The sequence below is a fragment of the Bradyrhizobium sp. LjRoot220 genome (genome assembly GCF_964252915.1).
In the GTDB taxonomy this organism is placed as follows: Bacteria; Pseudomonadota; Alphaproteobacteria; order Rhizobiales; family Xanthobacteraceae; genus Bradyrhizobium.
On sequence record NZ_CAXUPS020000001.1, the window covers coordinates 1,807,487 to 1,833,941 of the forward strand.

The 26,455-nt window shown below is 62.9% G+C and carries 10 protein-coding genes; 1 reads left to right on the forward strand and 9 read right to left on the reverse strand.

Features of this window, described 5'->3' with window-relative positions; translation table 11 throughout:
• Positions 1-5 precede the first annotated feature (5 nt).
• Genes metG through ACSQ84_RS08140 form a run of 4 tightly spaced genes read right to left on the reverse strand, consistent with a single transcriptional unit; the run spans position 6 to position 5,169 of the window.
• Positions 6-2,123, reverse strand: a complete 2,118-nt coding sequence (metG, locus tag ACSQ84_RS08125; protein ID WP_436211080.1) for a methionine--tRNA ligase — start codon at positions 2,121-2,123, stop codon at positions 6-8.
• A gap of 57 nt (positions 2,124-2,180) precedes the next feature.
• On the reverse strand, positions 2,181-3,221 hold the full coding sequence (locus ACSQ84_RS08130) for a DNA polymerase III subunit delta' (RefSeq protein ID WP_436211081.1): 1,041 nt from the start codon (positions 3,219-3,221) through the stop codon (positions 2,181-2,183).
• Positions 3,218-3,904 (reverse strand): dTMP kinase, encoded by a 687-nt coding sequence (gene tmk, locus ACSQ84_RS08135; RefSeq protein WP_436211082.1) that lies wholly within the window; start codon positions 3,902-3,904, stop codon positions 3,218-3,220. The genes ACSQ84_RS08130 and tmk overlap by 4 nt, the downstream gene beginning before the upstream one ends.
• A 2-nt stretch (positions 3,905-3,906) precedes the next feature.
• On the reverse strand, positions 3,907-5,169 hold the full coding sequence (locus ACSQ84_RS08140; RefSeq protein WP_436211083.1) for a D-alanyl-D-alanine carboxypeptidase family protein: 1,263 nt from the start codon (positions 5,167-5,169) through the stop codon (positions 3,907-3,909).
• A 161-nt stretch (positions 5,170-5,330) separates the two neighbouring features.
• Here ACSQ84_RS08140 and ACSQ84_RS08145 point away from each other — a divergent pair, with 161 nt between their 5' ends.
• Positions 5,331-6,272 (forward strand): alpha/beta fold hydrolase, encoded by a 942-nt coding sequence (locus ACSQ84_RS08145; RefSeq protein ID WP_436211084.1) that lies wholly within the window; start codon positions 5,331-5,333, stop codon positions 6,270-6,272.
• Here ACSQ84_RS08145 and ACSQ84_RS08150 read toward each other — a convergent pair.
• The 5 genes from ACSQ84_RS08150 to ACSQ84_RS08170 form a co-directional block, all read right to left on the reverse strand.
• Positions 6,266-7,192 carry a septal ring lytic transglycosylase RlpA family protein gene (locus ACSQ84_RS08150; protein WP_436211085.1) on the reverse strand — a complete coding sequence of 309 codons (927 nt, stop codon included), beginning with the start codon at positions 7,190-7,192 and terminating at the stop codon, positions 6,266-6,268. The genes ACSQ84_RS08145 and ACSQ84_RS08150 overlap by 7 nt on opposite strands.
• A 1,061-nt stretch (positions 7,193-8,253) precedes the next feature.
• Complete coding sequence (locus ACSQ84_RS08155; RefSeq protein WP_436211086.1) at positions 8,254-9,048, reverse strand: outer membrane protein; 795 nt, start codon at positions 9,046-9,048, stop codon at positions 8,254-8,256.
• 178 nt (positions 9,049-9,226) lie between these two features.
• Positions 9,227-10,666, reverse strand: coding sequence for an HlyD family type I secretion periplasmic adaptor subunit (locus tag ACSQ84_RS08160; RefSeq protein WP_436211087.1), 1,440 nt, complete (start codon positions 10,664-10,666; stop codon positions 9,227-9,229).
• Complete coding sequence (locus ACSQ84_RS08165; RefSeq protein WP_436211204.1) at positions 10,663-12,810, reverse strand: peptidase domain-containing ABC transporter; 2,148 nt, start codon at positions 12,808-12,810, stop codon at positions 10,663-10,665. Before ACSQ84_RS08165 ends, ACSQ84_RS08160 begins: the two co-directional genes overlap by 4 nt.
• A gap of 108 nt (positions 12,811-12,918) precedes the next feature.
• A complete protein-coding gene (locus ACSQ84_RS08170) occupies positions 12,919-26,310 on the reverse strand; it encodes a beta strand repeat-containing protein (protein ID WP_436211088.1) in 13,392 nt (4,463 codons plus the stop codon).
• Between the last annotated feature and the right edge of the window lie 145 nt (positions 26,311-26,455).

Below are 26,455 nucleotides of genomic sequence, written 5' to 3' on the forward strand. Positions count from 1 at the left end.
ACCGATCAATCTGCCTTTGGTTCGACGTAGCGCGGAAACACCCCGACCGGCGCCGGCAACTGGACGCCTGGCGCAATACGCTTCGTCGCGCCTAATGCCGCAAAGTTACGCGCATCCGTGGGGATTTCGAGGCTATCCAACAGCTTCGCCGAAGCTTCCGGCATTGCGGGTTGAGCTAATATGGCGATCTGGCGAACTACTTCGGCCGTCACGTACAGTACGGTTTTCTGCCGTGCCGGATCGGTCTTCGCTAGCGCCCAGGGCGCCTCGCCCGCAAAGTAGCGGTTGGCCTCGGCCACCACGGCCCACACCGTGTTCAACCATTGATGAATCTGCTGGCTCGCCATTGCGGTCCGCGACGGCTCCAGCATGGCATCGGCTTGGGCCAGGATCGCTCTGTCGCTCTCGCTGAATTCGCCGGGCTCCGGCAGGACGCCATCGAGCTGCTTTGCGATCATCGACAGCGAACGCTGCGCCAGATTGCCGAGATCGTTGGCGAGATCGGCATTGATGCGCGCGACGATGGCTTCATGGTTGTAGTTGCCGTCCTGTCCGAACGGTACCTCGCGTAGGAAGAAATAGCGCATCTGATCGACGCCGTATTGGTCGGCCAGATTGAAGGGGTCGACGACGTTGCCGACCGATTTCGACATCTTCTCGCCCCTGTTGAACAGGAAGCCGTGGGCATAGACGCGCTTCTGCACGGGAATGCCTGCCGACATCAGGAAAGCAGGCCAGTATACTGCGTGAAAGCGGATGATGTCCTTGCCAATGATATGCACGTCGGCCGGCCAGTAGCGCCAGTTGGCGCTGCTCTCGTCCGGGAAGCCGACGCCGGTAATGTAATTGGTCAACGCATCGACCCAGACATACATCACATGCTCGGGGTCGTTCGGAACCTTGACGCCCCAGTCGAACGTGGTGCGTGAGATCGACAGGTCCTTCAGGCCACCCTTGACGAAACTGATGACTTCGTTGCGGCGAGAATCCGGTCCGATGAAATCGGGCTGGCTTTCATAAAGTGCCAGCAGCCTGTCCTGATAGGCTGACAGTTTGAAGAAGTAACTCTTCTCCTCAACCCATTCGACCGGCGAGCCCTGCGGGCCGCGGCGCACATTATCTTCGCCGACGACGGTTTCCTCCTCGGCGTAATAGGCTTCGTCGCGCACCGAATACCAACCGGAATAGGCGTCGATGTAGATGTCGCCATTCTGCTGCATCCGGTTCCAAACTACCTGGACTGAATGATGATGCTCCGGCTCCGTCGTGCGGATGAAGCGGTCGAACGAAACGTTCAGCCGCTCGTCCATCTCCCTGAACCGCCCGGCATTGCGCGCAGCGAGTTCGGCGACGCCGAGGCCTTCGCTCTCCGCGGTCTGGATCATCTTCAGTCCGTGCTCGTCGGTTCCGGTGAGGAAAAACACATCCTTGCCGTCGAGCCGCTGAAAGCGCGCCAGTGCATCGGTCGCGATCGCTTCATAGGCGTGGCCAATATGCGGGAGTCCGTTTGGATAAGCGATCGCTGTCGTGATGTAGAAGATATTTTCGCGCGACGGGACCGGCGCGGGCGTTGCTACCGGAGCAGCTTTTGCTTTCCTGGCCTTTGGTCTTGTAATCGTCTTTTCGACAATGACTGTTGGCTCTGGCGGAGAGACAACGTCTTTTGATTTAGCTTTCTTTGTGGACTTCTTTACGGATTTTTCTTCGGCCTTTTGCGGAACCGACTGCTCTCCAGTTTTCTTGGTGGATTTTTTCTTCCCTGCAGCATTTCGCTTAGTTTCAGACTCGCTTGCCTTCGCGCGCGTCTTCGGTGCAACGTCTCTGGTTGTCTTCGCTGTCGTGGTGCTGGCCTTAGGCTTCGCGGCCGTCTTTACAACTCCCGTTGGCCTCGGCGTAGAGATGACATCTTTTGACGTCGCATTCTTCGCTGCCTTCTTGACGGACTTTTTTGCGGACTGTTGCGGAGCGGGCTTTACGTCAGCCTTCCCTGCTGGCTTTTTTTTCTTTGCGGCTTTCTTGGCTTTCTTTGCGGCAGGCGCCTTTTTCCTCACGCGCCTTTTCGGCGCAGCCGCCTCGGTGGCCTTCTTAGCTTTTGTCTTCTTTTTCTTCTTGGCCTTCGCCACGACGAATTTCCTTTGGACGTTCAAATCAGATTGTCGGGATTGATCTCAGGCGGAGCGTTACCGCGTGGCTTCCGCGAGCATCCCGAATACCGAGAAAACCAGCGGTTTTCGTTCCAGATTGTACGATTCGGTATCGCGCGCGGCACGGATGATCTTTTCCCATACCTCCGCCAGCCGTGCAAGGCGCGGCAGGTTGGCGTTGGCATCGTCCGCGCGCAGCTTTTCGCCGATCCAGCGATCGACACCGTCGATGAAGGCGGCGAGTGCGACGCGGTCGGTGCCGCCGAGCGCGTCACCGAGCGCGTGCAGCTCGCGAGGATCGACCTGCGGCAGGGTCGCCAGCAATGCCGCGGTCCGTTGCTGCAGCTTGAGCGCATCGCCGCCGAGCAATGTGACCGCGCGGGCCACGCTGCCCTCCGCCGCCTCGGCAGCTTCCGCAAGCGCGGGATCATCGGCCGCCCGGTTCGCGGCCTGCGTGGCGGCGCGGATCACGTCGTCGGTGGCGAGCGGACGCAGCGGCAGTTTGCGGCAGCGGGACAGAATGGTCGGCAGCGCCCGCGCCGGCGAATGGCTGACGAGCAGGAACAGCGATCGCTGCGGCGGCTCCTCGAGAATCTTGAGCAGCGCGTTGGCGGCGTTCGGATTGAGTTCGTCGACAGTATCGACGATGCAGACCCGCCAGCCATCGACCGCCGCGGTCGAGCCGAAGAACGAGATCGTCTCGCGCGTCTCATCCACGGTGATGACCGTGCGCATCACGCCGCGGTCGTTCAGGCTGCGCTCCAGCACCAGCAGCCCGCCATGGGCGCCATTGGTGACCTGCCGGGCAACGGGATCGGCGGAATCGACGGCCAGCGTCTCCGCGCGCTGCACCGATGGCGACAGCGGATTGGGATGCGTCAGCACGAACCGCGCCATCCGATAGGCCAGCGTCGCCTTGCCGATGCCCTGCGCGCCGCCGATCAGCCATGCGTGCGGGATGCGGCCGCTGCGGTAGGCATTCAGCAGCGCCGTCTCCGCCTCGCGATGCCCGAACAGATCAGGCGTTTCGCGGGGATGCCGGACCGTGGTCTCCTGCTCGATCTTGCGGGCGCTCATGCGGAACTCACCGTCGAGGGAATGGCAAACAGATGATCGCGTAGCGCCTTCCAGACCCGGTCGCCAACCGTGTCGGCATCGGCATTGGCGTCGATCAGCACGCAGCGCTGCGGATCTTCGGCGGCGATCTGCCTGTAGGCATCGCGCAGGTCCTGATGGAATTTGACATCCTCCGCCTCGAAACGGTCGGGCGCGCCGGTGCCGCGGCGGGCGGCGGCGCGCTTGAGGCCGACTTCAACGGGAATATCGAGGATGATGGTCATGTCCGGCTTGAGGTCGCCGATGGTGACGCGCTGCATGGCGTTGAGCACGGCGGGCGAAACCTGCCCCAGCCGGCCCTGATAGGCCCGCGTCGAATCCGAGAACCGGTCGCACAGCACCCAGAGCCCCTGACTGAGCGCGGGCTGAATGACCGTGCGCACATGGTCGTCGCGGGCAGCGGCGAACAGCAGCGTTTCCGCCTCCGGCCCCAGCAGCTTGCCCATGCCTGACAGCACAAGATGACGGATGATCTCGGCGCCCGGCGATCCGCCGGGCTCGCGGGTGACGATGGCGCGCAGTTTTGCGGTAGCAAGGCGGTCGGCGAGCTTCTTGATCTGCGTGGACTTGCCGGAGCCCTCGCCGCCTTCGAACGAAATGAATTTTCCGCGTCCCGAAGGCCGGCTAATCGTTGCGTCCGCCATGGTCAGAGCTTCTCTGCGCTCGCGCGGAACATGCCGATGACGAGTTCGCTGACGCCGTCGACCGCGCGGCGCATCGTCGAGCCGGTCGCGATCGCCTCCGCGGCATAGACCGGCGCTTCCATCGCGACGTTGGCGCCGCGCCAGACCCGCACCACGCCGACCGGCTGGCCTTCGGCCACCGGCGCCCGCACCGGTCCGCTATAGACGATGCGCGCGATCAGCTTTTCGTTGCCCTGTTTCGGCATCATCACCTTGATCGGCGCGGGGCTCGCGAGCTTGACCGAGCGGCTTTCACCGCCGAACACCTTGGCGTATCCGACCGGCTGGTTGGCCGCGAACAGCGTCCGCGCCTCGAAATTGCGAAAGCCCCATTCCAGCATTTTCTTGGCTTCGGACGCGCGATCATCGGGATCGTCGAGCCCGTTGATCACGACGATCAGCCTGGTGTCGTTCTGCACCGCGGAGCCGACCATGCCGTAGCCGCCGTCCTTGGTGTAGCCGGTCTTGAGGCCGTCGGCGCCATTGAGCGAGTTCAACAGCGGATTGCGGTTCTGCTGCCGGATCTTGTTCCAGGTAAATTCCTTCTCGGCGAACAGTTTGTACATGTCCGGATAGGTCAGGATGATATGGCGCGAGAGGTTGGCCAGCTCCCGGACCGTCATGCGGTTGGCGGGATCGGGCAGCCCGTTGGAATTGCCGAAGGTCGATCTGGTCATGCCGAGCTCGCGCGCCCGCTTGGTCATGAATTCGGCGGCAAAGATCTTCTCGTTTCCCGCCATCCCCTCGGCGAGCGCGATGCAGGAATCATTGCCGCTCTGGATGATCGCGCCCTTGAGGAGGTCCTCGACCGAAACCTTGCTGTTGAGGATGGCAAACATGGTCGAGCCGCCCGCCGGCGCGCCGCCCTTGCGCCAGGCGTTTTCACTGATGCGGTATTCGTCGGTGAGTTTGACCTTGCCGGTCTTGACGGCGTTGAACACCACCTCGGTCGTCATCAGCTTCAGCATGCTGGACGGTGCCCGCAGCTCGTCGGCGTTCTTTTCGAACAGCACGCTGCCGCTACCGGCCTCGATCAGGATCGCGGTCGGGGCGTCGCCGTCAAAGCCGCCTTCCACCTCCTTCTTGCCACCCTGCACGCTGTTGTTGGCGGCATAGACCATCCCGCCCCAGCCGACGGCCAGTGCCAGCGCGACCGCGATCAGGCCGCGCCACAAGTGAGCGGCCGCGGCGTCGGATTTGCGGGAAACGGGTTTCTCGGCAGCCATCGGCAATGTCCTGAATCCCGGCCTTCTAACAGTTGGAAGTATCGCAAACAACACAGGTTTTCGGGCTTATGGAGCAGCCGATTGCGGGGGCAAACGAACGACCGTATCCTGCGCACGCTGCAATTTCCCCGACAGGATACGAAAAACAGGGCGGAAACGCGATGCCATCCTCACGCACCATTTCCGCCAACGGGATTGAACTGTTTGTGCTTGAGCAAGGCCAGGGTCCGCTGGTGCTGCTCTGTCATGGCTGGCCGGAACTGTCGTATTCGTGGCGGCACCAGATTCCTGCGCTCGCGGCTGCCGGCTTCCATGTCGTGGCGCCCGATATGCGCGGGTTTGGTCGCAGCAGCGCGCCCGCCGATGTTGCCGCCTACAGCATCTTCGACCATGTCGGCGACATGGTCGCACTGGTGTCGGCGCTTGGCGAAACGCAGGCGGTCATTGTCGGCCATGACTGGGGCGCGCCGGTCGCCTGGCATGCGGCGCTGTTCCGCCCCGACATCTTCACGAAGGTGGCCGGCCTCAGCGTGCCGCCACCGTTCCGCGGCCGCAGCCGGCCGCTGGAGAGCCTGCGCGAAGGTGGAATCACCAATTTCTACTGGCAGTACTTTCAAACCCCCGGCGTTGCCGAAGCCGAGTTCGAGCGGGATGTCGCCTTGACCATGCGCCTGGTGCTTGGGCGCGGCGTCTCCGATCCGGCCGCGCTCTACATCACCGAGGGCAAGGGCTTTCTCGGCAATATCAGCCCCGTCGAGCAGCTGCCGGATTGGCTCGATGAGGCCGACATCGCCTATTTTGCCAAGATCTATCGGGAATCCGGCTTTCGCGGCGGACTGAACTGGTACCGCAATCTCGACCGCAACTGGGAACTGACCGCCCCCTGGCAGGGCGCCCAGATCCATCAGCCGTCCTTATTCGTTGCGGGATCGAAAGATTCCGTCATCACCGGCCTGATCGGCGCCAAGCGCGTCCCCGAACTGGAGCGGATACTGCCGAACCTGCGGCAGAAGCTGATCATCGAGGGCGCCGGTCACTGGGTCCAGCAGGAACGCCCCGACGCGGTCAACGCCGCCTTGATCGCCTTCTTGAAGAATCAGTAGAGCCCGCGCCCGCTCAGGACCTCGCTCGGCCCCCGCGGATCAATCGGCAGATAGGCCGCGCGCGGCGCGGCCGCATAGCCCGGCTCGTTCTCGTACGACACCGCACGTGGATTTTCCAAAGCCCGGCCGCGGGAACGGCTGGAGGCCGACAGTTCCGAGGTCGCATTGCTTGAGGCGTAATCGGCCGAGCTGTTGCCGAGGCTGTAGGGCCGCCCTTCCGGCATCGGAACCTCGCCCCGGATCCGGCCCGCGGATGACGGCATTTCGGGGACGAACGGCCGCGCAGAAGCCACCCGCACCGTGGACGGCGACGGTGCCGGAACACCGGTCCGCAGGGTCGCCATCAGCTGGCGGTCGTCGGAACCCTCCAAGGGAGCCCGCCCGACATATTCGACGCGGACCTTGGCGACGCCATTGCTTTTGAAATCAAGTAGTTCGGCGGCCTTGTTCGAGACGTCTATGAGGCGGTTGCCATGATAGGGACCACGGTCATTGACGCGAACGACCAGGGATTTGCCGTTCCGCAGATTGGTGACGCGCGCGTAGCTCGGGATTGGCAGCGTCGGATGGGCTGCGGTCAGCGACAGCATATCGAACACTTCGCCATTGGCGGTCAGCCGGCCATGGAAATCATCGCCGTACCAGGAGGCCATGCCTTCCGCGCGATAGTCAGGGTCTTCCTCGGGTACGTAGACCCGGCCGGCCACCGTGTAGGGTTTACCGATACGGTAGGTCCCGCCGCCCTTCGGCACGGGCTCGCCCATCGCCACCACCCGGGGGCTGGAGGAAACGCCGTATTTGGGATCGACGCGGCTGGCGAACTTGCCCGACGAGCCGCAGTTGGCGAGGACGAGGCAGGCACCCACCGCAGCGGCGCTGCGCACCACCCGGACCATCGAAGTTGACTGTCGGATCCCCATTCGCCCCAATTACCATTCCAGCGGCCTGCGTGCCTACGTTGCGACTCGCACGGCCTGATTCCTTGATACGGCCCACCTCCGCACCAAGTCGTGAAGATATCGCAACCCGAACGCGGCGAAAATGGGGTGCACGCCGCCGTGGTGAATCAATGGTTGCTAACTCCAATGGCCGCGCTGGATCTCCCTGTGTATCCGGCGATTTACGGGCTTCATTGTGACGTTCGCCCGCAGACTATGGCCGAGGCATCCCTGCCCTGTCCCGCTTTCAGACAATCTGTTGCAGCAAATCATCACTCGTCCCGGATCTGTCGTTTCGGCCGCTGAATCTTTTTGACTGTGCAACGGCGCAGTCGTTCTGTGGGTGCAGGGGCGCAAAGGATTTGTGCGATGATTGAGACGGTTACAGCGGTAATGGGCCTGGTGAGCGTGGGGATTTTCCTGGCCCATGCGTTTGAAGGTTATCGTTCCCGGGCCTGAGTTTCGGGCCCTGCCTGTGGCTTGGCCTCGGGCGGAAAGACGCATCACCTCTTTCGAGGCGGGAGATTCGGAAAGGTTTAATAAATTCGGACGAGCATCCAGAGTGGCAGGTGTATCATGCGCAACCACGATTTGGTCTCTAACGGATTCCTCGCACTGACCACAGCCAGCCTGGTGCTGCTGTGCTCGAGCTTGCTGGCTTTTGCGCTCGGTTAAGAACGCAAGCCTTTTGCACCCCTGAGCAGGCCGGGAGCCTTGCCGCGCGAATTGACACTTTCCCCGGCCGCAAGCCCCTAAGTGATCTGAAGAAGCTGGGCCGCAGCATCGTAACTCAGCAAAGCGAGCGGGTCTCGTCTTCCACGGCTTCCAGGAAATGGCGCGCGACCGCCGTTTGAACCACTCGTCCGCGCCTTCCTCAGACCCCATCTTGCGATGACGCCCTTGCGCCGCGCTCATCCTTCGCTGCCTTCAGGCTGGCCAGCGCACCTTCACCTCCAGGCCGCCGTTCATACTCGGCACACAACAAAAAAGCCCCGGTCGGTGCCGGGGCTTTTGATTGATCGCGGAAGAACTCAGTACTTAACTCAGTACTTGGCGACGACCGGGCCACCGAAGTTGAACTTGTAGTTCACACCTGCCAGGAACTGCGTAACCTCGAGCTTGCTGCTGACGACATCCGTGCCGAAGGGGCCTGGGACCGCGTCCCGACCGATTGCGTAGACCGAGGTCTTGGTGCCAAAATCCATATAGTTGAATTCGCCGAACACCGACCAGCCGGGAGCGAACATCCATTCGAGACCGCCACCGACAGTCCAGCCGGAACGATTCACGCCGAACGCGTTTTCAGCGTTGAAGGCAACGGGGAATGTGCCATTGATTACATAATCGACTGACGTCCAGGCGCCGCCACCCTTCACATAGCCCAGCAGCTGTGGCGTGAAGAGATAACCGAGGCGGCCGGTCACGGTATACATGTCCTTGACGCGGACGTTCGAGTTGAACAGCGGGAAAAAAGCCGGAATGACGTGCGTGCTGTCAATCCTGGCGTAATCGTACATGCCCTGGATGCCGATCACCCAGTTGTTGGCGAACTGATAGTCGCAACCGATCTGGCCACCGCCGACGAAGTCGCTGCCATCGCTGGAGCCGAAATCAGCCGGCAACGCGGTGAACACACCAGCGGCGGTCTGCTGACCAGTCCGGGTTTGCCGGGTGCGTTCCCAGCCCCCGCCGATGTTGCCGCCGATGTAGCAACCAGTCCAGTTGTAGACAACGGGAGCCGGGGCCGGAGCTTTCACGTAACGGGGGGCCATATCGGCCGCGACCGCAGGTGCAGACAATGCAACTACTGCCGCAGCTGCAATGAGAAGTTTCTTCATAATGAGCACCTTTCGTGAAATTACTGGGGAACATGGTAGCCGGAATTGAGAACGATACTGTTCCCCAAAGGGCACACCCTTCGACCAACTGCGAAAGGTGATTTACGGGGAATCCTGATTTTTTAACGCGCGAAAGACAAAGGCATATCTCAGTTTGCGCACGTTAGGCGAAGCGCGATCACCTCTCGCGCATGGCCTCGGACGCGATTTGCGTCAGCGGAGAAAACACGTATTCGAGGATGCGGCGATCGCCGGTGCGGATCTCCGCCGTCACCGCCATGCCGGCTCCGAGCGGCGCCAGCACCCCGTCCACATTGATCGTTCTGGATTCCGGCTGCAGCGTCACCGGAAACACCAGATTCTGCGTGCGCTGCGCGCCGGCCTGACCGCCGCTTCGCCCCGACTTGGTCGGGTTGGCTTCCTGCTGCGCCGCATCAGGCTCGGGAATGGCGTCGCGCGCAACCCGGGTGACGCGGGCCTTGATGGTGCCATAGCGGGTGAACGGGAAGGAATCGATCTTGATGATCGCTTCCTGCCCTTCCTTTACGAAGCCGATGTCCTTGTTTGGCAGATAGCACTCGATCTCCAGGATCGCGTCAGCCGGCACAACGCGCATCAGTTCTTCACCCGACCCCACGACCTGTCCAACGGTGGTCAGGGTCGAGGCCTGGATCACGCCGTCGATCGGACTCTGCAGGATCGAATGGCTGAGGCGCGCCTTGGCCTTGACGAGCTTTTCAGCGAGATCGCCGGCCTGGCGTTCCGACTCGGCCAGCCGCTGCGCATTTTCAGCGACGAATATCTCGAACGTCTTCTGGAGCTCCTTGGCGATGACATCCAGGTTTGCCTCGGCTTCGGCCAGCTGCCCGACCTGCTGCGCCAGCGTGGTGCGTTGCGATTGCAGGGATTCCAGGGCATCCATCACGTTGGATTTGGAGCCGGCATCCCGCGCCACCAGTTCCAGCTTCATGTTGACCCGCTGCTGAAGGGTATCGAGCAGCTCTTTCTGCTGGACGATCATCGTCGCGATCCGTTGCCGCTCGGCGCGTTTTTGTTCGGATTGCGCACCAAAGCTGGCGACCTGCGCATTGAGGCGCACCAGGTCCGCCACGAGGACCCGCTCCTCCCGCAATCTGATGCTCGCCGGGATCTCGGCGGGCCAGGCGATTGACGGCGACGTCTCGATCCGGTTGGCACGCGCGGCGCCGATCGAGGCTTCCCGGCGAAGCACGTCGGCGCGGTACGACCACAGGTCAGCGGAAAAGGCCGCAACATCGGCGCTGGCTTCTCGTGCATCGAGCTCGACCAGCACGTCGCCCTCTCTGACCTGCAAACCGTTCTGGCCGCGGATCGCCAGCACGCGGCTGGTCTCGAAAGGCTGGATAACCTTGACGCGGCCGGTCGGCTGCAACTTGCCTTGAGCGATCGCGATGATGTCGATACGGCCGAAGAACGCCCACAACAGCGCAATGGTGAAGAAGCCGCAGATAATGAGGATGAGCGACATTTGAACCGGCGACGGCGGGGTATCGAGAATCTCCAGCGCGGCCGGCAGGAATTCCCGGTCCGTCATCGCGGCGGAGCGTCGTTTGAAGAACCCGGTGAATTTCTGCTTCATGACACGGTATGACCGGATTGGATGGCCCAAAGACGCGCGTACAGGCCGCCTGGAAGCGCCAGCAATTGATCGTGGGAGCCGACCTCGACGACACGGCCTTCGGAAAGCCCCACGATGCGATTGCAGCCGCGGACCGCGGCGAGCCGGTGCGCGATGATGATCACCGTTCGCCCCTTGACGATCTGGGCCATGTTGGCCTGAATGATCTGCTCGCTCTCGTAATCCAGTGCGCTCGTCGCTTCATCGAAGATCAGGATCGGCGGATTGGTCGCAAGCGCGCGCGCGATCGCAATGCGCTGGCGCTGCCCGCCGGAAAGATTTGCTCCGCGCTCCTCGATGACCGTGTCGTAGCCCTGCTGCATCTTCGAGATGAATTCATGGGCGCCGGTCAGCCGGGCGATCCGCATGACTTCCGAACGTGACAGCGCCGGATCGGCGAACGCGATGTTCTCGTGCACGGTACGATTGAACAGGATGTTTTCCTGCATCACGACGCCGATGTTGGAACGCAGCCAGGATGGATCGAGATTGCTGAGGTCGTTTCCGTCAAGCAGGATCGTGCCTTCGGTCGGGACGTACAGGCGCTGGACCAGCTTGGTCAGGGTCGATTTGCCGGAGCCGGAGGGGCCAACGATGCCCACGACCTCGCCGGAACGTATCTCGAGCGAGACGTCGCGCAGCACGTCGGGCGTGCCAGGCCGGTAGTGGAACTTGATGCGCTTCAGCTCGATGGCGCCATGAGGCCTCGGCGGAAGGAAGGTGTTCCCCGCGCTGCTTTCGGCGGGATAGTTGAGGATGTCGCCAAGCCGCTCGACGGAGATCTGGACCTGCTGGAAATCCTGCCAGAGCTGGGACAAGCGAAGGATCGGCTGGATGGTCTGGCCGGCGATCATGTTGAAGGCCACCAGGGCGCCGACGGTCAGCTCGCCGTTCATCACGGCCTGGGCCCCGAACAGCAGGGTCAGCGCCGTGGTCAGCCGGCTCGCATACTGGATCGCGTTCTGGCCACCGGCGCTCAGCATGGTGGCGTCGAACGAGGTCTTGACGTACGTCGCCAGCCGATCTTCCCACTGCGCCTGCATGATCGGCTCGACGGCACTGCCCTTGATCGTCGACATGCCGACGATGGTCTCGACCAGGAATTGCTGACTGACCGCGCCCTTGTTGAACTTTTCGTTGATCTTGTCGCGCAAGAACGGCCGCAGCACGATCCCGATCAAGGCGTAGACCGGTATGGTCGCCAACACGATCAGCGCCAGCGACCAGGAATAGACGAACAGCACCGCGATAAAGACGAACGCGAAGATGAGATCGAGGCCGGAGAACAGCGCCTGCCCGGTCAGGAAGGAGCGAATGTTCTCGAGCTCGCGAACCCGCGCCACGGTTTGGCCCGCCGGCCGGGTCTCGAAATAGTGCAGCGGCAGCCGCATCAGATGCGCGAACATGCGGCGGCCGAGTTCGACATCGATCCGATTCGACGAATGCGACAGCGCATAGGTGCGCAGATATTGCAGGATGGTGTCGAATATCCCGATCAGCGCCAGGCCCGCCACCAGGACATAGAGCGTCGAGTAAGCGCGATGGGTCAGCACCTTGTCGATGATCACCTGAAAGAACAGCGGTGTCACCAGCGCGAATATCTGAACGAACAGCGAGGCGAGCAGCACGTGCGCGATCGGCCGCCGGTAGCGCCAGATCGAGGGAATGAACCAGCTGAACCCGAAAGCCAGGGGATCGATGCCCTCACCCCGAAAACGGCGCGCCACCAGCACCATATGCGGCTTGATGGCTTCAAACAGATCGGCAACCGTCAGCTCACGTACCATCTTGGTGACGGGATCGACCAGCCGGCACGTTCCGCCTTCGGTTCGCGCGACGAACACGACGAAATTGCCGGCGCGCAACTGGACCACTGCCGGCAGCGGCGCGCGGCGCAGCCGGTCGGCGGTGATCTTCTCGGCCACGCGCGCCTTCAGGCCGATGATCCTGGCAGCCCGCACCAGATCGTCTGGTGCGGATTCCTGGTCCAGCAGTGCCAGTTCGCGCTTGAGATGGGCCGCGTCGCTTGCGATCCGAAAAAAGGACGCAATACCGCATAGCGCCATCAATCCGCTGTCGAGCTTCTGAGCCGACGGTTTATCGATTGCTATGGTCACCGCAACCTCTTCGAACGGGCGGACAGGGCAGATGCTCCCGGGTTCGGGCGTTGACACCTGCCACCCGGTTCTTTGCAGTACGACAACACCAGCTCCTCAGAACACAGGCAACAGGCTGTCGACAGGAGCGGTTAATCCGGTGACCGACGCCAACAGGTCAATGGTCGGGGTAAACGCGACCGAACTGGGGCTGCCGGCAGCGTCGTGGAAAGCGGTCTGCATCTGCTGATTGCTCTGCGATCCCGTCAACGAATTGCCCGACGCCGAGCCGGTCGAGACCACGCCGGTAACCGCTGGATCGAGGTACCAGCGCGGCGGTCCGTAGTAAGGTTCGGCCGGCTGCAACTCGATGCCGGTCAGCTCGGTCTGCACCGTCGTAACCAGGTTCGTGCCCGTGTACTGATTGACGACGCTGCCCAACAGCGTCGGATCATCGCCGGCATTCGCAAGGGCCGTGGCGGTTTCGCCCTGCGCCACCACCGTGACCGCGGTCGCCCGATTAAGCAGACTGGTCGGATCCGGCGCGGTGTTCACCAGGTTGCCCAACAACGTATTGCTGGCGCCGACAAGCTGCGCGACCGCCGCGCCGGGACCGGCCGATACGCCGGAGGCGTTGGCGAGCTCCGCGATCGTCGCCTGGTTCGTCAGGTCGATAATCGTGCCAAACGGGGCGTTGCCGATCCTCGCCGCGAGCACCGCCGTGGGGTCGCCGGTTGCACCGGCTGCTTCGAGCAGGATCAGCGTGTTCAGCGCAGCCGTGGTTGCGAAAACGAGCCGGGAGCCATCGGCCTGCCCTGCTCTCACCGCGGCGATCGGATCCACCTGCGTGACCACAGTCGTCGCCGGGAGCCCGAAGGCCGCCGCCACCCTCTGCTCGGCCGCAAAAACGTTGCCGCCATTGGTCGCGGCGATCTTCTGGACCAGCGTGGTCAGCGCGGTGACGCTGGTCGATCCGCTCGGCGCCGTCAGCGTGGTATTGAAAGGCAGATGGGTCGAGGTATCGGTGCCGCCGGTGATGACGATCGAGCCGCCGAGGCCGAGGGGCAAAGCATACGCACCGTTTGCGTCGGTGGTCGTGCTGAATTCGCCGTTGTCGAGTATGCCGTTTTCGTTGAAGTCGACGAAGACTGTCGAGCCCGAAATATATCCGTCCACGGCATTGCCGAAATAGAAATCGCCGTAATTGCTGCGCGAATGCGGGAAATGGTAGCCGGCATTGGCGACCGCGCCGACATCGCGGACGATGCGCGGCGGCGGTGGCGGGGAGGAGAAGAGCCCGCCGACAAAGTCTGCAACCGCTTTGGCCTCGTTTACGATGTGGCCGCCGAGCTCCTTCCCGGCCTTGGCAAGCGCAATAATGCTCTCGGGTATTAGTTGGCCGATTAGCGTAGCACCGTTGACGATCGCGGGAACGGCGGCGGAGAAATAGACGTTTTCAGTGAGGATTTTTATCGCGTCGGCACCGAGCGCCTTGACATCATTTTCGAAATCGCCGGGATGACCGGTAAAGAGGTCGGCTAGCGCGTGGCCGGCATTTGTTCCCACCCCCCTCACATGCTCCAGCGAACCACCCGTGACCACGGCCCAATACGATGTAGCAAGGTCCGCGGCCAGATCGCCAATCCCGGATAAGTCGCCAGTTTCGATCGCGTGGTACGATTCAATCAAACTGGTGATTGCGTTGTTGACTGCAGGCTTGGCTGCAAACACGATGCCCGTAGCGGTATTGTTAAGCGTGTCGGAAAGCGCGACAACAACATTGAGCACGGAAGCGAGACCCAAGCTGGTCGCGCCAAGGCCTGCGTCATTGAGAGCACCTGAAACGGCGTTCATGCCGAGAACCATCAGCATTACTCGCGACGCAAAACCGGCGGGTCCTAAAACTGTCGGCCCGAACAAACCGTTTACTCCGAGCCGCACGGGGCCAAGAGCCGGAATGGGAAGACCGGTCGCTATGATTTGGAGGCCCAAGTCGATATAGCTTTGATAGTCTCCCGGCTTCGCCGCGACCTTGTCGTGGATAATACCGGCAAGCCCCTGCTTTCCTTGCATAAGCGCAAATCCGGACTCGAAGAAGGCGCCGGCGGTGCTTACGTCGATCGCCAGTTTGGTAACCTTGTCTGAAAGCGTAGCCGCAGCAGCGAGCCCAGCTGGATCGCTTGAGGCAAAATTCGTCAGAATGGTTTGCGCTACCTTGAACGCCGACGCACGATCGAAGGCGTTTACGAGCGTAGTGTTCGCGATCGACGCAATCGCGCCCAGCCCGCCAAGTACGTCGTTTCTGTATGCGGAGGTGTTCAGCAGGTTGAAAAGCGCTGTAACCGGGGTGAATGGCGAGGTAACCGTCTTCTTTCCGTCGTTGGCGATGAAAGTGACGTAGTTGGTTTCGATGTATCCTGCCGCCTTGTTCGCCAGCCATCCGAATGCGAGTTGCCGTGCCAACGTCACGTTGTCGGCGTCCTGGCCCGCGATCAGCGGCGCCAGCATCGCGTTGAGCGCTGCGATCGCCTGTTCCGGCGTCATGCTGCCGTTGGCGACCTCGTTGACGAGATCGATTTCGGCCGCGCCAAAGAACACGCGGCTGCCGAGCCTGTTGAGGGCTTCGTTAACGATCGACGTCCCGAGGGCATCCGACCTCAGATACGGCAGGTAATTGATGTCGGTCAGCAACGCCTGATCGTAGGCATAGCCGTTGACATGGTACTTGCTTGCCAGCCGCCCTTCCCAGGTCGTGTATCCCGGATTTCCAACGGTGAGATAATAGGACGGATCAAGGGTGCCGAGATTGGATGCGCCCAGTTGCAAGATCCTCAGGTCATACAGAAAATTGGCCTTGGCCGAGATCATCGATCCATCAAAAGAACTAGGGAAGTTTTGGTCGAAAGTGGCAAACTGACCCAGCGCCGCATCTCGCGAAATGATGCCCCTGATGACCTGTAAAGCGAGCTCCGCTGACGACGCACCACTTTGGTAACGTAGCTGGAGCTCATCGGTCACCGCCTGAGAGTCGTTGACCATCTCGGCATACATCTGGCTATGGCTGCCGGACGGCTTCGCGCGTTCGTTAAGCTCTTGTAAGGTGAACAGACTGCCGAGCACGCCGAGCGCCGCGTCAACCGATGCATGCTGTGCAAGTGCATACTGCTCGATGTCCTTGATCGCAGCCGCAACCGTCATCGTGCCGTTGTAGACTTGGGCGAAGTCCACGCCGGCCCGGGTCAGGGCGCCGCGCCAGACCGCGTCGTTCAGTATCGTCGACGTATTGGCAAAGGTCACGAAGGCAGCGCCGACGGCCTCACGCGTAGCCGTACTGCCGCTACTCGCCATGGCGAACAGCAGGTCGAACTTCTGCGACCTCGACATCGTGTCAGCCATTTGCATGGTCGAGATAACGTAGGCAGCCGTCACGGCGTTGGAATTGACCAGCGTGGCGAGTTTGTTGTCGATCGTCGTCAGGATGCCGGCATAGGTCGTCTGGATGCCCCGCTTTTGGACCAGCAACAAGTTGAGCTGCGAGTCTGGGCTATAGTCGACGCCGTTGCTGTCGGTGAAGAAGTAATTGACGTTCGGCTGCAACTGCGCGAGCCGCGCCGTGATGCTGGCCTGGTTCACCGCTATGTCTGCGGCAAGTCCGGTGTTGGCCGCGCCGGCGACACCAAAATACGCTGCCGCCGCAGCGGCGGCGGTAAGCGAACCGGCAGTTTGGGCATCCGATATCTTGGTGATCGCCGAAGACGACCCGTTGCTCGCGATGTAACCGCCAACCGCTATCGCGATCGACGTGGAGCCGTTTGCCGCCTGGAATTCGGCCGCGAGAACGTCCGCGGCCGAAATCTGGCCGTTCGTGATGTAGGACTGAATATGAGACGACACCAGCACGTTGGCGTCGGCAATTTGCGCCGCGGGCAGACCGTTGGCGATCCCGATCAACAGCCCAATGGCGCGGACGACGCTGCCCTGGTTTGGCGCGAGCGCGACCGCGTCCACCAGGTTGAAGGTTGCGGCGGCGGTAACCGATCCGGAGGCGATTGCCGCAGCGATCGCGGTGGCAGCGAGCGGCACCAGCGCCGCACCACCGTAATTCTTGACCAAACCGACAAGCGCGGCGACTTCGGTGGACCTGGAAATCGTCGGCACCGGAGAATTAGTTGCGCCGGCGGACGTCGCAATGGCCACGATATCGGCGACCATCGCAGCGTCCGTGAGCACGGAATCACCAAGCATCGTGGCGAGCGCCACGGAAGCCCCATCGCTGATGACCGAAGGTGACGCGGCCAGGCTGGCGAGCCAGTAAACCAGCTTATGCGCATCGACACCGGCACTGCCGGCGATCAACGCGGCGGTCCCATAGGCCCCTTGCAACATGTTGTCGGCATAGAGACGTGTCAGGATGTTGGTGGCCGCCGTCGCCGCCTCGTATTTGGTGGCCGGGTTCGACGAAGGACCTGTCGTGGCGATGGCGGCGAGGATCGATACCGCGTGCGCGCCGTCCAGGAACTGTTCGTTGATGGCGGCTTCGAACAATCCGAGCAGCTGGGTTTCCGTCGCCGAGGTGGCGAGGCTGGCCAGTTTCTGGCCCACCGCCACCATAACGGAAGCATCGCTTGGGGACCCGGACGCAATAGCCAACAGCGCCAGGCCGTTTTGCGCGGCGGTGAGCCCGGCTGCATCGAACGCAGCCAGCGCGGCGCCGGCGCTGACGGTGCCGCCCTGGATCAGGTCTGCAATTTCATCGCCGACGTCTTTCTGCAGCGTCACATCTGATGTCGCGGACATCGCTTCGATCAAGGCAATCGACGATGCAGGCACCGAGCCGTTGACCGTGATCGACAGAATGTCCGTGAATACCAGCGAGGCGATCAGAGCATTGCTGGTGACCAGCCGGGCGAGTTCGGCGCCCAGGACGGCGGCATTTCCGGGCAAGGAGATGCCGGTCGCCAGGGCCGCGATCAGCGCCGCCTCGCGATTGGCGCTGAGCGCGCCGCTCGCGACGGCCGATTGCAGATCGGTGACGATTTGCGCCGCCGTCAGTCCACTGGCGTTCAAGATCGCCGCCAGGGCCGCGCCGCTCGCCATTTCAACGCTGTTGGCCTGCCCCGGCGATGCCGCCCCAACGGCTGAAGCGAGGAACAGGACGGCGTTATCAGCTGAGATCGACGGCGCCGCGACGGCGGCGGTGAGTGCAGCACCCGTCACGCCGTTGGCAAGCAATGCCGGCAGCGCAGCGCCATAGGTCTGCGTGGCCGCGGCCGGACCGCCGGCAGCCAAGGCCACCAGCACGCCGAGCGCGTGGTTCGGCGAAATCGTGTGCGACACTGACTGCGCCGCGACCAGATCCGCCGCGACTTGGGTGGCGTTGGTCAAGCTCTGGCCGACCAGTGAGGAAGCGATCCCCGCAATGGCCTTGTCGGTCTGGGCAGACGTGAAGTTGAAATCCTGGCCACCGGCGGCGGCAAACAGCGCAGCCAGCGCCTCATCAGCCGTCATTCGCGCGCCGCTGACGAGGCTGGCCACTTCGCTTGCCACCGATGCCGCGAGCGTCGAACCGGTCGCGGCCATCGCGACGAGCACCGCGAACGCCGGATTGGCCGAAAGCAGCCCGGACGACATGGCCTGATCCACGCTCTGGATCACGGTCGCCGGTGTCAGTTTGCCCGCCGCGATCAACGCGGCGAATTCGACGCCGATTGCGACCTGGGCCTGGAACGGCGACGATGCCGCCACGCCAATCAGGATCGCCTCGGCCTGGCTGGCCGATACGCCGCTGCTGGCACCGATCGCCGCATCGATCGAGGTGATCGTCGCGGCAACCGCGATGGCGCCGCGCGTAAGCAGCGCGCCGATCGCCTGCCCCGCGGCGGTCTGAAGACCGGTGGCGACATGGCCCGCGGCGGCGAGCAGAAGCGCGGCCTCGCCGGCGCCGGCGCTGACGCCGTAGGCGGCGTCCGCGGCCTGGATCGCCGCCATCGCGTTGGCGACGCCGATCTGGCCGGCCTCGATCATGGCTCCGATCTTGTCGCCAAGCACGGGGGCAAACGATCCGGTGTTGACGATCGCAGCACCGGTATAGATCGCAACGGCTTGCGCCGCTGTCAGGCTCGTGCCGACCGCGGCATCGACGAGCCCGACCAGCGTCGTAGACGTGGCCAGGCCGGCGCTCTGCAATGACGCGATCAAACGGCCGGTGGCGGCCTGCAGCGCGACGGAACCCGCGCCCGCTTGCGTCACCAACGCATTGACGGCAGCGCTGACCGAAAGACGGCCAGACGAGACAAGGCTGTTCAATTCGGTATCGAGACCACCACGAATAACGTCGCTGTTCGCGCCGTTGGCCGCCAGCCCCGCGCCAATCAGCGCCAGCACGCTGGCCGCATCGGTTGCGAGCAGCGCCTGTGCGGTCACGCTGCCGTCGAGGGCGGTCGTAACCTGAGCGACCGAAAGCTGGTTGCCGTTGGTTTGCAGCAGAGCGGCAAACAGGCTTCCGGCGTAAGTCCTGGTCGCTGCCGTTCCGCCGACCGCCATTCCGGCGAGCAGCACCGTCGCCCGGTCAGGCGTCAGCAGCGTGATCAGCTTGCCGCTGTTGGCGAGCAGATCGAACGGCCCGCCGCTTTGGTAGACGGTGGCGAGCGCCTTGCCGGCTTCGATCTGCTGCGATGCCGAGCCGATGCTGGCGACGCCGAACAGAACCAGTGCGCGGTTATTGGCGTCGATGCCGGTGGCACCGGTGATGCTGGCAAGCGCCTGCGCGATGGTGAATTGCGGTGAAACCAATCCGACGACGATCGCGCCCGCCGCGACACCAAGATAGGGATAGATCGCGTTCAGGCTGGGCTGATTGAAGCTCGCGGCGTCGATCGCGGCAAGGTTGGCCAGGATCGTCGCGACCTGAGCGGCCGGCAGCGCTGCCGATCCGGTGCCTGCCGCGACCTGCGCTGCGGTTTCGCCGACGAAGAATCCTGCAAACGCCAGCAGACGCGCCATGGCGGCTTGCGAATTCGGCGACAGCGTGACGAGGACGCGGCCGACAATCGTAGCCGCATCGGTTTCCGATATCCGCCCGGCCAGTTCGAGCTTGCCGATCTCGTTGCCGATCAAGCTGTCCGTATTGCCGTTGACGGGCAGGAACTTGGCCAGCACGTCGACGATCTGCCCGCCGGACAGATTGGATGCATCGAGTGCGGCGATAATCGCCTGAACGCCGGCAACCTCGCCCAGTGACGTCAGCAGGCCAGCAATTTTGGTCTGAATCGCCGAAAAATACGCATCCTGCGCCAGTATATTTGTCGTGTTGGCGGCGCCAATCAGCAGCAAGAGCGCATCGGTGCCCGGAAGCTGAGGATCCGACAACGCGGTATTCACCTCCGTCGCCGTCACGGTCCCGGCGTTGATCAGCAAGGTGAATTCAGCACGCACCGCATCCTTGACGGCGGCGTTGCCATGCGCGGCAAGCTGCGCCAGCACGGAAAGGCCAGCGGCATGCGTCAGGCCTGTCGGCGAAATCAGATTGCCGATCGTGGTCGCGACAAATGTCGGCGTGCCCAGCGTGATGAGCTTGGCGTAGATATCGTTGAGGAGCGAACCCGGCGTGGCGCTGGCCTGCGCCATCACCGCAAGAATATCGATCGCGGGCGTCGCCGATATGGTGTGGGCTTGAGACACCATATAGCTGCCGTTGATAACTCCATTCGCAACCAGGCTTGCGAATTTCTCGCCCACCGCAACGCTGGCGACGCCGGAGAACTCGTTGACCGCCGGAATGGCAAGCATGAGCGCCACGATCTGATCCGGCGTAGACGGCGGAATTCTCGTCGATTGCCACGTCCACGCCGCCTCGACCTGGTCGAGCGCCGCCGCTGTCGCGATCGCTCCCGATCCAATCAGATTGGAAATCTGCTGCACGGCCTGGGCGCGGTTCGCCACGTCGTTGGCGATGACCTGGGCCGAAGCACCGCTTTGGGTATCGGCCAGTTCGAAACTGGCCATGCGATTGTAGAAGATGGTCAGAACGAACGCCGCATCCGCGGCCGTGAGGCTCCCCGATGCCACCTCGGACACGAAGGCCGACAATGGCGCTCCGGCACCGTCATGCGCGAGTTCGGCGGCCGTGAGACCGACGGTGGCCTTCAAGGCCTGCGTTCCGCCGCCCGCGAATCCGGCGAACAGCTTCGTCGCTTGGGTCACGGTCAGCCTGCCCGCGGATATCGCCGTCTTGATGCTCGTCATCGCGGTGGAAGTATCGCCGTCGCTCACGATGGCCGGTGCGAATCCCTTGCCGATGGCACCCGCCAGCGACCCGGTCGATGCGCCGATCAGAACTTCCAGTGCAAAACCGAAATCGATAACGTTATTGGTAACACCGGCACTAAAAGCCGCGACCGCCTGCTGGACCGTGAGCGCGCCGCCGCCGATCACCGCGGCGAGATCGGCGCCAATGGCGGTTCTTCCGGCGAGGTCGGTACCATTCGCCAACCCTTCCAGGATGGCCACGAACTGGTCCGCTGTGATCGTCGTCGCAGTCGCGCCTATCAGGGTGCCGAATTCGACGATCGCGGCGTGGACGGTGGTCCGGCCGGCCGTCACCAGCGCCTGCACGAGGAGCGCGGATGCGTTCGCAAGCCCGACCTTGGCGAAGCCCGCGGCGACATCAAGGCCCTGGAGGGTGAGCAGCGTGTTGCCAACAACGGCATCGCGAACCGCGGTAGACGCCGCGGTTGGATTAAATTGAGCGATGTTCGCGATCAACGCCGCGCCAACGAATGGATTGCCGCCAGCCGCCGCACCTACTCCGATCGCGTTGGCTTGCGCCGTGGACAGCGCGCCATTCACGACGGCCAAATGCAAACTGCCGCCGGCGTCCATCGCCGTGATCGCACCGCTTGCGACCAGTGAGGAAATCGACACGCCGGTCGCCGCCAGGTAACTGCCGCCCAACTGCCCGGCGACCCCGGCCAACAGACTGACCGCATCATAAGCAGAAATGGTCGGAACCGCGGCCGCGATCTGCGCGGTCACGAACGACGCATCGCTGGCCATCGACGACAGGGCAACGATCAGGTCGCTTACCGCGGCGATTTCGTTGACATTGGCAAAATTGTCCTTGGCCGCCATCGCGACGGCCGTGAGATTGGCGCCGCTGGCGGAATGGATCGCCAACTGAGCAAGGATCGTCGCTTTCAGCGCTGCGGTCGCCTGCGTATCTGATGGCTGAAGGAGAGATTGCGCGACAACGGTTTGCAGCCGCGCCAGATAGACGTTAGCCAGGAAGGTGACCGCTTGGGCACCCGTAGCTGCACCCTGCCCGAGCGCGTAGGCGATATCGGCGGACAGATTCGCGGCGATCGCTTTCTGCTGCACAATCGCGTCGGCAACACCGGCTTCCGCGGCGCGCTGCAAGGCAGGCGCCGAACCCGCACCGATCGCGATCAGCGCTTCAAGACCAATCGTGGAGGTGATGTCGCCAGCTGTGACGGCGTCGACCAGCCCCGATACGATCGCACCGGCCGGAATATAAGGCGACACGGTTACGATAGCCGTCAGGAAGTCGGCTACGCCGGACGACTGAATGATGGGCGCCAACAAAGCCATCGCCTGCTCGGCGGTCAACGACCCATTTTGGTAGAGCGGTCCGATCGTGCTGGCCGTGGGATGCAGTTGCGTGAGGCGCAAACTAAAGGCATCGATCGCGGCCTGCTGCGCCGGCGAAGATCCCTGTTGATTGTAGAGACCGAGCAGTCCGGTCAAAATGTTGGTCTGCTCGGCGCCCGAAGCGCCCGCCAACGCGGCAACCATGTCGGCTGGCGAGATGTAGAACAGGAACTGATAGAGTTCGTTGACGGTGGTGTTGAGCCGGCCGGTGTTGTCGCCGTAGGTTACGGCGATATCGCGGATGATGGTGTTGACGGTGAACGCTTCGCCATTGAGCAGATCGGTGTTCGAACGCTGCAACAGGAAATTGATGATCCCCTGCTCGACACCGAGAACGTCGAGCAGATTGACCAGCACCTGAAGCCAGGGCGCCTCGCCGACAATGTTTCCGCCCTGCTGCGCGATCGACGCGGTGATCAGGTTGGCAATGGGAGTGGTAATGTCGCTCGCCAGCGGGTTACCCGCCCCCACTCCGAACGTGGAGGCCAATATGACCAGTTCGGCCATGGCGTCGCTATTTGCGACAGCGTCGCCACTGTTCGCGCGCGGCGCGACCAGCGCGAACGCCTGAACGGCAAACGATGGGTTCGCCGTGAGAAAACTGTTCAGCCCGGTATACCCGGCGCTCCGGATCGTCGGATCGGTGCTATAGACGATATCGACCAGCGCCTGCACGGCAAGACCTCTGGTGGTCTGGTCGGTGGCGAGCGCGTTGATCTCGGCAATTGCCTGGGTTTGCAGCGAGCCGCCATTGTCTTTCGCGAACTTTCCGAGCGCACCCAGCGCGTCGGCGACCGGAAAGCTGCCCGCCTGCACCGCGGCGTCGATCTGCGCGATCGTAATATGCGTTGCGCCGGTGCCGATGGCCGCGGCAAGCGCCGTCTGCGTGAACGGGAATGTCGAGTTGTTGTAAATCGAGAAGCTGCCGAGAACGGCAAGCGCGGCGCTGCTGGAGAGCTTGCCAGCCGCCAGCATGGTGCCGGTCGTGCTGATGACCGTATCGTAGCGGATAATTCCAAATCCCTGGCCGATCGGGGTCGACAGGGTTTGAAGCGCCGCAACCGCCGTGCTCAAGCCATTGGGGCTGCGTCCCGCAAGATCGAGCAAGAGTTCGATGGCGCCGGCGCTTGGCAGTGTGGCACCTGTGATGCGCCCGCCGAGATGATCCAGTACCGTTTGGCCGTTTGCCTGATCGCCCGGTGAACCATTGAGCAGCGAGTCAATCCCGATCGCCGCGGCCAGGATCTGGGCCGAATTGCCGGTGCCGGCGGTCGCATCGAGCGTGCTGAAATCAGCGAGGAGAATACCGAGTTCGTTGTTGATGACCGTCTGCAGCGCCGCGCTCGCGCCCGCCAGCATACCCTGCAGCACCGCGACCGCCGCCGCCGAGGTGATCACGTTGCCGCCGATCAGATTGATAATCTCCGCCTGCGCAAGCGGTTCGATTGCCGCGTCGGAAGCCGCGGCGCTCATCAGCACCCGTATGGCATCCGCAGCCGTCAATTTGTGGGTGGTGACGACCGCGGCATCGATCGCATCGACCGCGGCCTGCGCGCTCAAGCCGGCAGCCGGCGTCGTGGTCAACAGCGCAATTTGCGCGCCGATCGTTTCCTGGAACGTATTCTGGTAGCTGAGCAGGTCGTTGTAACCCTGCGATCCAACCGTAAAGCCCGGCAGGAACAAAGCCGTGACGGTGCCCACCGTGCCGGCGGCGCCGGCGAGGACGCCGGCGGCATGTGCGGCATCGACCAGGCCACCCGTGGCAAGCGCCAGGATTTCGTTGGCGGCCGCGGTCTGGGTGGCGCCGGTTGAATTGGCTCCGAGCGCGGTGAGGAAGAACAGCGCCTTGTCGGCCGTCAGGGCGGAGGCGACCACCGCGCCGTGGACCGCTGCGATCGAATTGGCCCCGTAGTCCGATGAGACCAGGCTCGCCAGCAGGTCGGTGTAGGCGTTCTGGGAAACACCCTTGATCAGGATCGAGTTCGAATTGCCGGCAGCGCCGGCCAGAAACAGCGTGGCCTGGCTCGTTGTGAGCGTGCTGGCGGTCAAGGCCGCCGTAATGGCGGCCGCGGACGTGGCACCGAACCCGGCGCCCTGCATCAGCGAGCCAAGTTCAGCTCCCGCAGCGACCTGCACCGCAACGGCGCCCGTGCCGGCCATCCCGATCAGAATGCCCGTGGTCTGGGCAGCCGTGATCACCTGGGTCGGGAACACGGAGTCGGCATGAATGGCCGTGATGACGGTTGAGATGGCGCTCGCGCCCGCGAACGGCGAAAGCCCGATCAGATTCGTGAGCGCGGCACCGACCAGGCCGGATACGGCCGTATCCGAACCTGCAACGCGGATCAGGACGTCCACGATCTGCGGCCAGAAGATATTCTGGTTCGACATCGCGCCGGCGAAGTCGGCCGCAAGCTGTTGCGCAGTCAGGCCGTTGGCCTGGATCAACGAATAGATTTGCGCTGCGGCGGCCGCCTTGAGCGCGGGTTCGCCGACGAATTGAAAACCCGAATTGAATGAGCCGATGCCGCCTGTACCCGCGAGAATCGTGACCTGCTGGTCCACCGACAGGCCGAGCGAGGCGAACCCTGCGGCCAATGCCGCAACGGCCGCCGTGGCGGACAAACCATTGTTCATATCGACGCGAATGGCGTCGCCAATGAGTTGCAGCGAATATTTGTTGTTCGACTGCGACAGCACATTGCCGAGTGCGCCGATGGCAGCCAGCATCGAAAGCGAGGCCTCCGGCATCAGCTGGGCGTGGTTGGCAATCATATTGATCGCGGAATTCGCATCCATGGTGACGCCGATCAGGCCGGCGAACGCGGATGCCGCGGCCATCTGGACCGCGAAGTCCACCGGCGTCACCGCCGCAATCGCGATCAGAGCGCTGGCGGCCGCAGAGCTTTCAGGCGTACCGGGTGCACTTGCCGCATAGGTGGCAAGCGCCGCAAAGGCGTTGCTTGCGGTAATGTCGCCGTTGCTGATCAGCGCTGCGATGTCCTGCGCGCCGCCGGGCAACTGGCTCAGCAAGACGACCGCTTGCGCTGCCGTCAGCGTCGAGCCGATCAGGCCGGCAACGACCGCATTGGTCTGCGTGGTGCTGAAGCCAACCCACGTCGCAACTTGCCCGATATAAGTCCAGGCTTCGTCGTGGGAGTTTGTCGCAAAACCGGTAGCGAAAGCCGTGATCGCACGCGTGGCCTTGGCAGCGTCGCTGCCGACCAGGGCCTGCAGCGCGGATTGCGAGTCGCCGCTCGGGCCGGAATATCCCAGCGGCATCCCGGCTAGCATATCGATGGCCTGATTGACCGTCAGACTGCTGCCGACGGCGGCCTCGATCTGGTCAATCGCCAGCGGATAAGGGCTTGTGCCGCCGCCACTGATGTGAACCTGGGACAGGATAATCGACAGTTCGCCGCCGGCAGCAACGGCATTCGCCGTATCGCCGCTCTGGGCGATAGCGATAGCGGCGGCGGTTGCCTGGGTTGCCGTATTGGTTGCGGTGACGGTGTTTGCGGCGATCAGCGCAACGAACGCGGTCTGCACATATTGGACCAAACTGGTGTCGTGATTGAGAGCCACCAACTGATGGATGAAGGTGACCAGCGAGGTGATCGGGCTGACGCCGTTGTCGCTGGCGACTTTATTAATCAGCGCAATCGCGCTGTTGGTGGCGGCGGCGTGATCGGGCGCATTGATCGCCGCAACGGCGTCGGCGATCGCCTTGCCCCCCGTGCCGCTGGTCAGCGCCGAGGCGGCGAAGGCGTCATTGTTATAGAGCGTGGATGTATCGAAACCACCGAACGAATCGTAGAAATGCGGGTTTGCGTTAAGCGGCAAAGTCTAACCCCTCAAAAAAAGAGACGTAGAGAAAACGGCAATCTTGAGAAAACGCCCCGGGGACCTCCGGGCGCGGGCATCGCCTTGGCTCAAAATCAGCGGCTCGTAATGTCTGAGCAGAAATGCTCATTCCGCTCTGCCGGGT

Bases quoted from the DNA above. Each gene is read 5' to 3' on its own strand.
- ACSQ84_RS08130 (WP_436211081.1), bottom strand. From the start codon at position 3,221: ATGAGCGCCCGCAAGATCGAGCAGGAGACCACGGTCCGGCATCCCCGC.
- tmk (WP_436211082.1), bottom strand. From the start codon at position 3,904: ATGGCGGACGCAACGATTAGCCGGCCTTCGGGACGCGGAAAATTCATT.
- ACSQ84_RS08140 (WP_436211083.1), bottom strand. From the start codon at position 5,169: ATGGCTGCCGAGAAACCCGTTTCCCGCAAATCCGACGCCGCGGCCGCT.
- ACSQ84_RS08145 (WP_436211084.1), top strand. From the start codon at position 5,331: ATGCCATCCTCACGCACCATTTCCGCCAACGGGATTGAACTGTTTGTG.
- ACSQ84_RS08150 (WP_436211085.1), bottom strand. From the start codon at position 7,192: ATGGGGATCCGACAGTCAACTTCGATGGTCCGGGTGGTGCGCAGCGCC.
- ACSQ84_RS08155 (WP_436211086.1), bottom strand. From the start codon at position 9,048: ATGAAGAAACTTCTCATTGCAGCTGCGGCAGTAGTTGCATTGTCTGCA.
- ACSQ84_RS08160 (WP_436211087.1), bottom strand. From the start codon at position 10,666: ATGAAGCAGAAATTCACCGGGTTCTTCAAACGACGCTCCGCCGCGATG.